Origin of the sequence: Chryseobacterium sp. StRB126, from assembly GCF_000829375.1 — a bacterium.
GTDB lineage: Bacteria > Bacteroidota > Bacteroidia > Flavobacteriales > Weeksellaceae > Chryseobacterium.
In genome coordinates this window covers 3,381,417-3,395,698 of sequence record NZ_AP014624.1, presented here as the reverse complement: position 1 = coordinate 3,395,698, position 14,282 = coordinate 3,381,417, and the positions used below count along the sequence as shown (strand labels likewise).

General features: G+C 34.7%; 11 protein-coding genes. 7 read left to right on the top strand and 4 right to left on the bottom strand.

Annotated features, from left to right (window positions below; genetic code table 11):
* Positions 1-65: 65 nt before the first annotated feature.
* Positions 66-647, bottom strand: coding sequence for a hypothetical protein (locus CHSO_RS15435; RefSeq protein WP_045497797.1), 582 nt, complete (start codon positions 645-647; stop codon positions 66-68).
* Between the two features lie 512 nt (positions 648-1,159).
* Between CHSO_RS15435 and CHSO_RS15430 the strand changes: the two genes are divergently transcribed.
* Together CHSO_RS15430 and CHSO_RS15425 are read left to right on the top strand one after the other, a co-directional pair.
* Positions 1,160-2,368: a PepSY-associated TM helix domain-containing protein gene (locus CHSO_RS15430; RefSeq protein ID WP_045497794.1), complete on the top strand. Its 1,209-nt coding sequence runs from the start codon at positions 1,160-1,162 to the stop codon at positions 2,366-2,368.
* A gap of 11 nt (positions 2,369-2,379) precedes the next feature.
* Complete coding sequence (locus tag CHSO_RS15425; protein ID WP_045502655.1) at positions 2,380-4,263, top strand: outer membrane beta-barrel family protein; 1,884 nt, start codon at positions 2,380-2,382, stop codon at positions 4,261-4,263.
* 10 nt (positions 4,264-4,273) lie between these two features.
* Here CHSO_RS15425 and CHSO_RS15420 read toward each other — a convergent pair whose 3' ends face one another.
* Both CHSO_RS15420 and CHSO_RS15415 read right to left on the bottom strand, forming a co-directional pair.
* A complete protein-coding gene (locus CHSO_RS15420) occupies positions 4,274-5,476 on the bottom strand; it encodes a hypothetical protein (protein WP_045497791.1) in 1,203 nt (400 codons plus the stop codon).
* A 6-nt stretch (positions 5,477-5,482) separates the two neighbouring features.
* Positions 5,483-7,843, bottom strand: a complete 2,361-nt coding sequence (locus tag CHSO_RS15415) for a TonB-dependent receptor domain-containing protein (protein ID WP_045497788.1) — start codon at positions 7,841-7,843, stop codon at positions 5,483-5,485.
* 944 nt (positions 7,844-8,787) lie between these two features.
* On the opposite strand from CHSO_RS15415, the gene CHSO_RS15405 reads away from it, so the two are divergent.
* The 4 genes from CHSO_RS15405 to CHSO_RS15390 all read left to right on the top strand — a co-directional run bounded on the left by CHSO_RS15405 (position 8,788) and on the right by CHSO_RS15390 (position 12,622).
* A complete protein-coding gene (locus tag CHSO_RS15405) occupies positions 8,788-9,153 on the top strand; it encodes a BlaI/MecI/CopY family transcriptional regulator (protein WP_045497786.1) in 366 nt (121 codons plus the stop codon).
* A 5-nt stretch (positions 9,154-9,158) separates the two neighbouring features.
* Positions 9,159-11,000 (top strand): M56 family metallopeptidase, encoded by a 1,842-nt coding sequence (locus CHSO_RS15400; protein WP_045497784.1) that lies wholly within the window; start codon positions 9,159-9,161, stop codon positions 10,998-11,000.
* A 64-nt stretch (positions 11,001-11,064) separates the two neighbouring features.
* Positions 11,065-11,955 (top strand): GLPGLI family protein, encoded by an 891-nt coding sequence (locus tag CHSO_RS15395; protein ID WP_045497781.1) that lies wholly within the window; start codon positions 11,065-11,067, stop codon positions 11,953-11,955.
* A 100-nt stretch (positions 11,956-12,055) separates the two neighbouring features.
* Complete coding sequence (locus CHSO_RS15390; RefSeq protein WP_045497778.1) at positions 12,056-12,622, top strand: sugar O-acetyltransferase; 567 nt, start codon at positions 12,056-12,058, stop codon at positions 12,620-12,622.
* Positions 12,623-12,677: 55 nt separating this feature from the next.
* Here the strand turns inward: CHSO_RS15390 and fsa are convergent, their stop codons facing one another.
* Positions 12,678-13,331, bottom strand: a complete 654-nt coding sequence (fsa, locus tag CHSO_RS15385; RefSeq protein ID WP_045497775.1) for a fructose-6-phosphate aldolase — start codon at positions 13,329-13,331, stop codon at positions 12,678-12,680.
* 365 nt (positions 13,332-13,696) lie between these two features.
* Here fsa and CHSO_RS15380 point away from each other — a divergent pair, with 365 nt between their 5' ends.
* Positions 13,697-14,185: a YdeI/OmpD-associated family protein gene (locus CHSO_RS15380; RefSeq protein WP_045497772.1), complete on the top strand. Its 489-nt coding sequence runs from the start codon at positions 13,697-13,699 to the stop codon at positions 14,183-14,185.
* Positions 14,186-14,282: the final 97 nt, after the last annotated feature.

Sequence of the window (14,282 nt, the reverse complement as noted above, 5' to 3'; positions counted from 1 at the left end):
TTGCTACAAAAAAAAGAGAACTGTTTTGCAGTTCTCTTTTTTATATTGTTAAAGTATAGGTTTTCTTATTGGGCCAATTGAGCATAAGGGGTTAATTTATTGTCATCACTCATAGTGGTTCCAAGGAATTCTCTTTTTTGGTCTGCTTTCATTCTTCCTGCAGCGTCATTAGCATTGAAATAAGCCTCGGTAAGTTTCGTTGCAATATCAGCAGGTTTGAACTCGAATTTAGTATCACCTTCTACACCTAAATATCCGTTCTTTCTGGTAAGGTTAGAAATATAGTTGCTATAATTGATGAATGTATTTCTAAGATATTGAGTATGGTATTCCATACATTTTTTAGCTTTCTTGGAAGAATTGTTCATGATACAGTTTTTCATATTGTTTCTATATAAAAACCATTCAGATTCTAAGATGCCATATTCTTTTCCCAATGCAGTTTTTCCGTTGATAATGATATTATTGTCGCCTTCTTTTGTAGCAATGGCCTGAAGATGTTGAATGACTAATGGAACTGTAGCTTCAATTTTAGATTTAGTATCCTTTAAGATGCTAAGATCAGCTGCCGGAGATTTTTTCTTTTGTGCTGTAGTAACGTTAAAAATAAGCAGCAGTAGTACAATCAATAAATTATATCTTTTCATGAGAAATTTTTAAGGCACTAAAATAAATATAATTTCCCGGTTTTAACAAATTCATTTTAATTTTATTTAATAAAATTTAACAAATCTACAATGTAAAGTGTTCATCTTTGTATAAATGACGGTTTTAAGCAATTTTTTCTGGTGTTTTTTTTGTAAAATTTCTTAATAATAAATAAAATTAATGTCTTTATCTGATGTTCATATTTAAATTGCGAAAGTATAAGTACATGATCTTAACTTCAAAAACTGATAGAATTTCCAAACATTCTTTTGAATATTTAGAAAGAATTTAGCATTCTCAACGTTGAAATATTAATCTTTTACAAATTCTAGATTTACTATTTATTTTAGAGAATGCTACCTTTTATTCATCTTGATCAAGATCAACTCTTATAAATTCTAATAAAAATCAGGTTTTAAGGTGAAATAAAGTTCTCTCTCTGTTTAGAATTATTACAAATAAAGTTATATTTGCATTCCATTTATTTTTAATAAGACTAAATAACGATAAAATGCAAGAAACTGCTAAGAAGAAATCCAAAGGTACCTTCAAAAAATATATTCTGAAAGCTCATTTGTGGCTAGGTCTGCTTTCCGGTATTATTGTTTTAATTGTTTCTTTATCAGGTGCATTTTTTGTTTTTAATGAAGATATTACTGCTGCATTACGTAAGGAAGACATCTTTCATGGGGAGAAAGATATTCAGCATAAGAAGCCTATTCCTTTGCATGAGTTAAAAGATCTCGTTAATGCCCAGCTGAAAAATGAAATCGTAAAAACAGATGAAGTGACCATTCCTATAGATCCTGCCCGTTCTTACCAATTCGGACTGATTAAGGGTAACCCTGATGGCTGGCATCACTTCAATAGCATTATTGTCTATAAAAATGTGTATGTAAACCAATATACCGGAAAGGTACTTGCCATATATGATGTAAAAAACAATCCTTTTTTTATCTGTATGGCTCTGCACCGTTCCTTGCTGCTGAGTGATAAAGTGGGTGGCACTATTGTAGGAGTAGCTACAATTATTTTTGTAGTAATGCTGATTACTGGTATTATCTTATGGTGGCCGAAGAATAAAAAGATGCGTAAACAACGCTTATGGTTTCAATGGGAGAAAGTAAAAGGCTGGAGACGTAAGAACTACGATGTACATAACATTCTTGGTTTTTATGCTTCCTTTCTGGCCATTATTGTAGCTATTACAGGGATTATGTATTCGTTCCGTATTACTCAAATATGGGTGTATGTATTACTTAATGGCTTTTCCTCTGCTACACCGGATTTCAGTAAATATAAAACAACAGCTCCGGAATCGGTAGAAACTGTAACAACCATAGACCGTATTGTTGAACAGGTGAAAATTCATTATCCTGAAGCCTATTCCTTTGGGGTTGATCTGGAAGACCATGCCCAAGCAGACCATAAACACGAGAATTTAAGCATTTGGATTAAAGAAAAAGAATTTACTTATGCCGAATCTTCCATGATGATTTTTGATGAACATTCAGGAAAGCTGCTGTTTAACCGTCCACACGAAAACAAGCCTATGGCTGAAAGAGCTACAGATGCTACCTATGATTTACATGTAGGAGCCTTCTTTGGAATGCCCGGAAAAATACTGGCTTTTATCATGAGTTTATTCTGTGCTTCATTGCCGGTAACCGGATTTATGATCTGGTGGGGCAGAAAAAATAAAAAGAAAACAACAACCTAAACCCATTATTCATGAAGAAACACTATATATGGCTACCTTTAATGGCGAGCCTGAATGCTTACGGGCAAACGGAAAGTCAAAACGATTCTTTGCAGACTGAAAAAGTTTCTGAGATTAGCGGCATTGTAGTAAAAGGAAGTAAAGCGGTTTTTCAGCAGAAAGCTGATAAAATGATTTTTAATGTAGAAAACAGTGTATTGTCTGATGGTACTACTGTATTGGAAGTATTGGGCAAAACCCCAGGTGTGGTAGTCTCGCAGGATGGTGAGCTATCCTTACGAGGTAAGAAAGGAGTAAGTATAATGATCAACGGTAAGCTGAGCTCTCTTTCATCTAAGGAACTCGCCAATCTATTGCGTTCCACTAATTCTACTTTGGTAAAGAATATTGAAATTATTGCCAATCCTTCATCCAAATATGATGCTGCCGGAAATGCAGGCATCATTAATATTGTACTTAAAAAGAGTTCATTGGAAGGGCTTAGCGGGAATTATTATCTGAACGGCGGAAGAGGTCGTAAAAACAGAGTTAATACCGGATTGAGTCTTAATTACACTCATAAGAAACTGTCTCTACATGGAGATTACAGCTATACTTTCCGTGGTGAGGAAGAAAGAAAGGATTTCAGTCAGGTTTTCTTTGATGAAAAACAGCCTCAGCTGATGACTCGCAGAACAGATCAGAATTCAGTGACCAATGAGCCTTTAACTTCCAATAACTTTAAAGTAGGAGCAGATTATGTTTTCAGTGATAAAACGACTATTGGTGCTTTATTTGATGCTAAAATAGGGAGATATGAAGATTTTTCGAAGGGTGAAAACAGAATATTTCAGCCTGTTGATAATCTGTTTGCCCATGTGCTTTCTGATAACAAAAGCAAAGAAAACTGGTATGATTATACCTATAGCCTAAAGGGTACGCATATTTTTAATGATAAGGATTATAAGGTAGATGTGGATCTGGAATATGAAACTTCACGTTTTACTTCCCGCCAGCATCAGCTTTCGGATGTGTTAGTGAATCAAAGGACAGAGAAATTTAATAATAGGAGAGGGAGTATTGCATCCCGCCTGAAAGTTTTCAATGCTAAGGTAGATTTCACACTTCCATTTAGTGAAAAGCATAGTCTGGAAACAGGACTGAAGTCTACGATAAAGTCTAATAATAATCCTTCGGAGTATTTTATACAACAGGGAGAAGAGTGGATCAATGATGATAAAGCAAGTAATGAATATGTATACAAAGAGCAGATTCATGCATTGTATGCCAACTACAAGCTAAATCTTACGAAATGGACCTTTCAACTGGGATTGAGAACGGAAATGACCCATACGGACATCAACCAGAAAACGTCTCAGGAGCAGCGAAAAAGAGAGTATACAAATCTGTTTCCGAGTGCATCAATCAAATATCAGGTGAACGATCAGCATGGATTCTATGCTTCATACAGTAAAAGGATCAACAGACCAAGTCACTTCGACCTGAACTCATTCCGTTTTTACGACGATCCGTTCAATTACTGGCAAGGAAATCCAAATCTGAACCCGGAGTTTACCCATGCTACAGAATTAGGATATACCTGGGGAAAATACATCATAGCATCAGCTTATTTTAGTGTAACCAATGATGTAATGACAGAAGTCTACAATTATCAGCCGGACACAGGCATTCTTGTAAAAACTCAGGATAATCTGAACAAATCTTATGTTTATGGAGCCAACATAACGGCTACTACAAAGCTTTTCAATTGGTGGTCACTTACATCTATGTTCAATATTTTCAACAATGAATATAAGGGAAATTATCAGAATTACTCGGTAAACAGTTCACAGCTGGCATTTACGCTCAATGCCCAAAATAGTTTCAACATTATTCTATGTATTTCACGAAATTGAAAGGCTATGATTAGTCATAGAGTTTATCAAATCTTGCAAAACCTGAAATATTATCCGGAAGCTTCATCCCTTTAGTTATTTTATCAGTCTGTAGATCATAGATCCATACATAGTTTCCTCCTTTACTAGCATTTACAGCAATATATAATTTTTTATTCTGAACAAATACGGCTTGTTCATAAGGCTCATCTCCAGGCAGCTCGTCCAATACCCTAACCAACTGTTTGGTTTCGATATCTACGATAGCATAGCGGCCATTATAAGCGTTACCTAATGCCGGATCGCGATATAGAATCAACATCTTATTATTCCCAATGTAGTCGATCATTGTTTCCAGAGTTTTACCTCCCACAAGATCTGTAAGATTGATCTGATAGGTTGCATCAGGTGAAGTAGCTCCTTTAAGCGTTCTGAAAAGCTGAATTTTGCTTGTTCCGGCTCCTACACGTGGAAAGCAAGCATAATAAAAGGCTTCATTATCCTTTCTGAAAGCGGTTTTAAAATAGGGAGAACCATTAGCAACACCAGAACTTCGGGGATCACTTACTGAGTGTTTTACTTTGAAGGTATTATAATCGATTACCGCAAAGTTGTAATATTCAGGAGTAATCCATTTTCCATTACGGTAGCTATACTGTAAATAGATTTGTCCGTCCATATAGGTCATAGAGCCCAATGTATAGAAGTTATAAGCATTCGGGAAAGGTTGAAATCCTTCAATCTCACCCTGCCGAATAATGCTAAGATCTGAGGCATTGAAAACTGTATAACGGATATGCTGACCATCGCCTGTCTCTCCAACCAATACTAAAGTATTATCATCTACCCATACATAGCTGGAAATATCACTGATATAGGCATAAGGAACTTCTTTTGCAGTAGTGAGCCTGTCCTGTGTATATTTAAACTTTTTGAAGACTCCCTGATCTGTTTTGTAGTTGTAAATAAAACCATTTTTTACAATGTATGAGTAGGTTCCTTTAGAGTTAATTTCGTCACCTTCTTTGGTAATATCCATAGCACCATGGGTAAGGTCATTGGTAGCCGTCATATAGTGTACGGTATTAGGCCAGCTTCCTAAAGCGGAAAGAAGGAAATATTTATAGTCTTTTTCACCGCTTCCGGAACTTCCTGCATCTGGTTCACGTTCACAACCAATGATGGTTAAACATGTAAGTAATAAAAGTATACTGTTTCTGAAATATTGTGTCATGGTCTTTTACTTAAGTAGGTATCTGAATTTTATATAGAAAGCACGGCCCTGCTTCTGAAGTTTGAAGTTATCATAAGCCAGTGCATCACTAAGATTGGTTACATCGAATGCCAAGTTGTATCTTCCATTTTTCATAGAGTAACTTATTCCTATGTTGTGAAGGGTTTGTCTTGGGATAATTGGAATGTTTCTTGGGTTTCCGTAAGTTTTCCAGTTCTTGTAGAACCACTCAGTCATTTGTAGTCCGTAGTAAAGCTCTACACGGCTGTCTTTCTGAAACCAGTCGTCTTTACCGATGCTTACATTCACATTTCCAAATAGCCAAGGCTGGTTAGGAACATCTTTTTTGTAAGTTGCTGAAATAACATTTTCGCTGTTGTTGGCAAATTCTGTATTGTCATAAGCTTTGTTGTAGCTTACATTCATTAGCACATTCAAAAGCCTTTTATATTGATAACTTAGTTCTCCTTCCAATCCACGGGTGAAAATATTGGAAAGGTTTTCATATTTGAAAGTACTGTTGTACAAATTAGGAACAGTGAAAATAAAGTCCTTTGTATCGCGAATGTATCCCGCTCCTTCTACACGGAAAGTATGCTGGCCCCAATGGTGGCTGTAGTATAATCCTACATTAATATTGTTACTGGTTTCAGGCTTCAGGTTCATATTACTGGTTATAGCAACACCATCTCCGAAGATTTCCTGTGGTTCTACTAAACGGTAAGAACGTTCAAATGATCCTTTAAGTCCCAGCTCATTCGTGATTTTTACACTGGTGGCAAAACCGTAACCCCAGTTACTGAAATTATCTTTTACCGGATTATCAGTTCTGGTTACCTGATCGAAAACCATTTTTTGAAGTCCTACCTTATAGTATTTAACAAAGAAAATATTGGTCCAGTGTTTATTGAAAAATTCCTGTTGATAAGCCATAGATAAGATCTGCTTGGTCATCTTTGCTGGAACTACATTATCTTTCTCTTCCTCCAGTTTATTGAAAGTGGTATTTTTAAGATAATCGAGTACATAGTTGAAGATCAGTTTGTGATGGTCAGTGATTCTGTAAGTTGCTCCTGCCTGTGAATAAAGACGGTCTTCGTACTGCATCATTATACTTCTGCCTCCTTTTTCGCTAGTAGCGGAAGGTTCGAAAGTACCATCCCAGCTATATTTACGCATAAGGGTATCGGTTGCTTTCTGAACACTTTTAGAAAAACCTGCGTATACATTTACATCCAGATGATTATTGAGGAGGTTCGTTTTTTTATACTTCATAAAGTAATTATGAGCTTCTCCGCTTTGTTTTACTCCACCATACACTACGTCCTGGTTGGAGCCTGTTTGTATCTGTTTGTCGAAAACTGATTGTGATGCCCCTATAAAAAAAGAATCTGCCCAGCTTTTGTTTTCTAACCCAAGTTCTGCCATACCAAAAACAGATTGATAACGGTCATTAAATCGTTTTAAATTTCTGGACTCGTATTCATTTTTGGCAGGATTCCAGATTTTCATATCTTTCATCAGATAGTTGTTATCCGCGTGGTTATAAAAACTGTTGATGCGCAAAATAATTCCTGTTTTATCATCTTTAAACTGTCCATTCAAATTGATCCGTTGTGTATTAAAAGATCCCACACTTATACCAGCATCCAGATAGTTTTTGCTGCTTCCGGGAGTAATAATGTTGACAGCTCCACCCATAGCATCTGTACTCAGATGAATAGGAACAACCCCTTTATAAATTTCTACACGATCCGCCATATTTACAGGCAATGTACTCAAATCTACACCTTTGCCAAGCATTTCCAAAGGAACGCCATCTATAAAGAATTTCACGGCTTTACCGGACATTCCGTTAATAGAGAAGTTATAATCCGAACCTACACCTCCTTGCTGGCGAACTTTAATTCCTGTGGTTCTGTTCAGAACCTGATTAAGATCGGCTGTGGTATTGGCTAACTTTGCAACATCTATAGCATTAACAGTAAAAGCACCGTCCCGCAGTGCTTTTACTTTACCCTTGCCGTGTACGATAACTTCTTTTACAACCGATTGATCTTCTTCTAATTGAATGCTTACCGGGGAGCCTTCACTACCAAAGTTTATTTTCTTAATGAATTTTTTATAGCCATCCAGACTGAAAACAAGAGTCGCATCTCCCTTTTTGTAATGGATTCTGAAATTTCCGTTTTGATCGGTTTGTGTTTTAATTTTTGTATTTTCAACAAAAATGATTACTCCATTTAAGCCCTGTTTTTTGTGATTTTGTACAACTCCCTGAATTGCTAAACCATTATCCTGGGCGTTAATGTGAGAAATTGAAAGAGTAAAAATGAGAAAAATAAAAATTCGCTGATATAACTTCATTATTTATAATTATTATAAATAGCAAAATTAAAGTATCCTTATGAATCGTCAAAGAAAACAATCTTTTTATTTTTAATTATTCTAATTAATATTATTGTTTATTGGTATTTGAAATTAACTAAAATTTGTAATTAATTAAAAATCAACTGATAAAATGTATAGCATGTATTTTAGTTTCTTTTCCATATGAAAAATATCATCTATTGCAGATAGTCCTATTTTGCGTATGTTATCAATTTTAATAGGATTGTGGTGGAAACTTAATATTAAACTTATCTTTTTTGAGTTTTAACTTATTTATTCTCACAAATTTTCAATCCTTCTGTGATAAAATTGGCATATGAAATTTTTAAGCCAGCTACGTTAAGATCATCCAGCCACATTTTCTCGATTTTGCTTATAGAAGGATTATTATAGGAACTCCCTTTGCAGAGCCATTATGCGCATAGGTTTTCCATTACTGCTCTTACAGTAAATATTTTAATATCCTGAATCATATGCTTCAGTTTCATCTACAGAGAATGTTTTTTTTCCAGATATTCTTCTTTGGTAAATTTCAAAATATTGCGTGGAGTAGGACCGCATCAAGAAATGGTAATTAACAACAGTAAGAAATAGTATAGTGTTTTCATAAGTTAGAATTTATCCAAATATAATATTGAGTCTATTGTGTTTATTATAGATTTCCGTAATGACTTATGAGAATTTCAATTTAAAGATTTGATTTTTCTGTCAATTAATAATTGAAATTCTTATTTTATTAAAAAAACAATATATTTGAATAAAAATTATTATGTTGATTTACAATTGTTTAAATAGTGAATTTAGTTTATCACTAAAGAAATAGTTGTCGGAATCAATTTTATTTCTAGATTTGTATAACTAATTTATTAGTGATATAGGAATTGCAATTTATAGATCATTTTAATAGTAAACAAAAGGATATGAAAAACCAGACTTTAACAAAGGCAGAAGAACAGGTAATGCAGTATGTATGGAAATTGGAAAAAGGATTTCTTAAAGATATTCTTGATCTGTTTCCTGAGCCAAAACCGCATACCAATACCGTTTCCACGATCTTAAAAGTATTAAAGGATAAGGAATTTGTAGACTACAGTGTACACGGAAGACAGCATGAATATTTCCCGTTGGTCACCAAAGAGCAGTACTCAGGAAAGACCATGAAGAGCCTTGTAAAAAACTATTTCAAAGGGTCCTATAAAAGTGCTGTTTCATTTCTGGTAGAAAAGAATGAAATGACGGTAGAAGACCTCGAAATGTTATTAGACGAACTTAAAAATAAAGACTAATAACTATGGAGACTATACTTCTATACTTTGGAAAAGTAATTTTATGTTCAGGTGTAATGTTTCTGTATTATCAGTTGTCTTTAAAAGACAAGACATTCCATCACTATAACAGATTCTATCTTCTGTTGGCAATTGTAATATCACTGCTGCTGCCGCTTATTAAAGTGGATGATTTTACGATAGAAGTCAATAGTGATGTGTATTTGCTGCTGGATAAGATTCAAAATTATAACACACAAAAAAACGTAAGCAATGGTAACCTTTATTTTAACATTATTTTTTCAGCTCTGGGACTGGTTTCTCTCTACCTTTTAGGGAAGTTTATCTACGGGATCTTCAAGATTCAGCAGTTTAAGGGACAGTTTCAGAAAGAAAGTTTTGACGGGATTAATTTTTACCGTACAGACCTGACAGAAGCTCCGTTCTCATATTTTAAAAACCTTTTCTGGAAGAATACCATTACATTGGATTCAGATATTGGGAAACAGATTTTAAAGCATGAGATGGTTCACATTGAACAGAATCATTCATTTGATAAGATTCTTATTGAAGTGGTTACAGCCATTTTCTGGTTCAACCCTTTCTTTCATATCATTAAAAGAGAAATTAGTTTAATTCATGAATATCTGGCTGATAAGAAAGCCGTAAAGAATTCGGACACCAAAGCATTTGCGCAGATGCTTTTAGCAAGCCACTTTTCCGGAACCCAGTTGCCTGCTGCCAATCCGTTTCTAAGTTCAAACCTTAAAAAAAGACTTAAAATGTTACAAAAACCAAAAACCAAATTCGGGTATGCGCGTAGAATTCTTGCATTGCCGGTTTTATTCACTGTAGCTTTTGCTTATCTGGTAAACGCTAAGAACAGAGAGATTGAAGAAACGAACCTTTCTATTCAAAAAATAACTTCCGAGATCAAAAAAGATACGGTAAAAGAAAAAGAAGAAAAAAAGGAAAACAAAGAAAGACCTCACTCTGAAGAATCTGAAAAACAACTGGCAGAACTTCAGAAAAAAATGGAAGAAAAACAGAAAGAGCTAGATAAATTAGATCCTGAAAGTGCTGCTTTTGACAAGAAAATGGAGGAGATAGATGAATTGGTTTCTGCTATGACTGAAATTACAGATGAATCTAGCAAACAAGTAGAATTGTATTTTAATTCAGCTGAATGGAAAAAGCAAATGGCGGATCTTGAAAACATGGATCCTCTTGATAAAAAAGAAATTCGCAGAATAAAAAAAGAAACCGAAAAAACGAGAAGAGAAGCTGCAAGATCTGAAAGGGAACTACCGGTTTCTCCTACACCACCCAACGCACCGGAAGAGCCCCAAACTCTAAAAGTGATTTATTTAAAAAATGGTACAGTACATTATAATGATCTGGGGCCTAAAGAAAAAGAAGAGGTGCGTAAAGCAATGAGGGAAGCTAAAAAAGCAATGAAAGAAAGTGCAAAAGCAATGGAGGAGAGCCAACAGGCTATGATAGAAAGCGGTAAAATAAAAATTGATGCAAAAAAGGTAAGAGCAGATGCAGAAAGATATGCTGCGGAAAGCATGAATGATCTTAAGGAAATCAACTTTACCAAAATAGGAAACTCCTCTAGAGTTATTGTAATGAATGCTGATTTCATTAAAAAAGATGGTAATGGGAACATCTCAATGAATGGCGTGAAAAAGTTCAATATAAGCGGTACTGATGATGTCATGTACAAATACTATATTGATGGTAGAGAGGTTTCTAAAGAAGATATTAACCGTTTAAATCCTTCAAATATTGCGAGAATTATGGTTAACAATCAGAAAACAGAAGAATTTAAGAAAGTAGAAATAAAAGTTGAGATAAAGAAATAAAGTTCCACTAAGAGCTTTGTTGGTTTTATATTCACAAAGCTTTTTACTAACAAAGAATACAATTATGAAAAAAAATTATTTGATTTTATTAGTTTTTATAAGTGTCTTGGCCAATGCCCAGATCAACAGATTCTTTTATGACTATAAATATATTTTGGATTCTACCAATAAAGCGGACGTGAAGAGTGATATCATGCTCCTTGACATTGATAAAAACGGGTCCAAATATTACAGCCGCGAAAAGTATGTTTCCGACTCAACAATAAAAGCAGATATTGCCAAGCAGATGAAAGGAGGATTCGAAGGAAGCCTTAATATCAAAAAAAATATGAAACCGGGAACAATTTTTACAACCGTCATAAAAAAGTACCCGGAGTATAGTATTTCTTTTTCTGAAAAAATAGGGAATACCACTTATAAAATAGCAGAAGATCAAAAACCTGAATGGAAAATTCTGCCTGAAAAGGAGAAAATTGGTGAATATAATACTCAAAAAGCAATTACCAATTATGGAGGCAGAAGCTGGACCGCCTGGTTTTCTACAGATATCCCATTCCAGGACGGACCTTATAAGTTCTATGGATTACCGGGGCTTATCATTAAAATTGAGGATAAGACAGGTTCTCATATAATGACCTTAATTGGAAACAAAAAAACAGAAATCTTATCAGCAGAAGATACTCAGATACCAGGCCTCACCGTGAACGGTTTAGGAGACAAAGAAATAGAGGTCAGCAAAAAGCAGTTTAAAAAAGCCTTTAAGGATTACCTTACTGATCCTACAAAAGATCTTAAGCAAACCATGAGCACTCTTCCTGCAGGTGCTACTATACAAATGACAAACCAGAATGGGAAAAATATTGATGTGAATGAATTGTATAGGAATATTGAAAAAAAAGCAAAAGAAGAACGGTTAAAAAATAACAATAAAATAGAACCGGACCTGTATAAATAGTAAACAGTGTTCAGTTCGATAAAATACAGCATGATTATTAGTCATGCTGTATTTTTTTATTATGTATCTTTAAGATTCGAATGAACTTAACCTAAACAGTATGACAGAAAAGGAAAAATGTGCTGTCGGACTTTTATACAATGCCAATTATGATCAGGAGCTGATTCAGGAACGTATAGTCTGTAAAGATCTATGTCAGGAATATAACGGATTGAAAAATTCCGATGCTGAAAAGAGAGTGGAAATAATCCGTAATATTCTTGGTTCGGTTAAGGAAAATATTTGTATTGAACCTATGTTCTGGTGTGATTACGGATATAATATTGAGGTAGGAGAGAATTTTTATGCCAATCATAACCTTGTTATTTTAGATTGTGCTAGGGTAACATTTGGAGATAATGTCTTTATTGGACCCAACTGTAGTTTTTATACAGCAGGACATCCGCTTGATGCAAAACAGAGAAATGCAGGACTGGAATATGCTCATCCCATTACAGTAGGAGATAATGTCTGGTTGGGTGGAAATGTAGTGGTTTTACCCGGCGTTACCATTGGAAATAATACGGTAATAGGAGCAGGTAGTGTGGTTACCAAAAATATTCCGGAGAATGTTGTTGCTGTTGGAAACCCTTGTAGGATTGTGAAAAATATTGAAGAGAACGAATAGAATAAAATCCCAGAACCAAGTTCTGGGATTTTTATATTTGAGTAACAGTCAGTAATTAAGATAATTTCTGAGAATCAGCAATAAACTGAGCCAATCCGCTGTCTGTTAATGGGTGCTTTAATAAGCTCAAGATTGGAGGAAGTGGAGAGGTAATTACATCTGCTCCAATTTTAGCACAGTCGATAATGTGCATTGAGTGACGGATAGAAGCAGCTAAGATTTCAGTTTCGAACATATAGTTATCGAAAATTAATCTGATCTCTTGGATTAGGTTTAATCCATCTGTAGAAATATCATCTAATCTTCCAAGGAAAGGAGAAACATAAGTAGCTCCTGCTTTAGCTGCTAAAAGAGCCTGTCCTGCAGAGAAGATCAATGTACAATTGGTTCTGATTCCTTTGTCAGAAAAATATTTTAAAGCTTTGATACCATCCTTAATCATTGGGATTTTAACCACAATATTTGGGTGGATTGCAGCCAACTCGTCTCCTTCCTTAATCATTTCTTCATAAGTTGTAGAAAGTACTTCAGCAGAAATATCTCCGTCTACAAGTTCGCAGATCGTTTTATAATGGTTTTTGATTGCTTCAGTTCCCTGAATACCTTCTTTAGCCATTAATGAAGGGTTGGTAGTTACACCATCTAAGATTCCAAGATCTTTAGCTTCCTTGATTTGCTCTAAATTAGCTGTGTCAATAAAAAATTTCATTTTGTTAAATAGATTTATTGGTGCAAAGATAAGTCATTTAATTGAGTTCTGAGATATGATTTTTTCAGGGATGGAGTTCGGATAGGAGAGTGTGAATGTTTTTAGAGTAATAGGGTATTGAGCGTTACAGAGAGTAAAATTGAATAGGTAAATTTGAGAGAGAAGGTATGAAACCTACTAAAAAACAACTCCAAACAGAATTACTAATTATGTCTTACCTTCTGGGGTGGCTTTTTGCAAAGCAAAAAGACGGGGTAGTTTACCATAAAGAATAAGTAATCAATAATAAGTAATACTTGCGATAGTAAAACAAATTTCAGAGAATATAAAATCTATTATTTAATTTTGTCCTTCATCTCAATGTTATGAAAAATACCACTTTTACGGCCACCCTGGAAATCATCGGAATCAATCCTTTTGTTTTTATTCCCGAAGATATTCTGGAGGAAATTTTTGAAGCCTCAGGAAGAAATAAGAGCCCAATTCCTGTAAAAGGAACTTTAAACGGAAAGGAATTTCAGCAAAATCTGATGAAATATTTGGGTGAGTGGAGGCTGTATGTGAATTTAATAATGCTGAAAAATTCGCCCAAAAGAATTGGAGAAACCATTGAAGTGGTGTTGGAATATGATAACTCGGACAGAAGTATTTCTATTCATCCTCAGCTGGAGCAAGCCATACAAGACAGTACATTAGCTACAAGAAACTTTGAAAAACTGATTCCATCAAGACGCCATGAATTAATCCGTTATATCAACAATCTGAAAACGGAAGCCAGTATCCAGCGTAATATTGAGAAGATTATCAGACATCTGCATGGAGAAACAGATTTCTTTGGAAAGAATATAGAGTAAGAAAACACAAAATTCAAGTGGGCAGAACTATATTTCAATCATTGTAATAAGGCTAAACAAATAAACTCCGGAAATTTCTTCCGGAGTTTATTTGTTT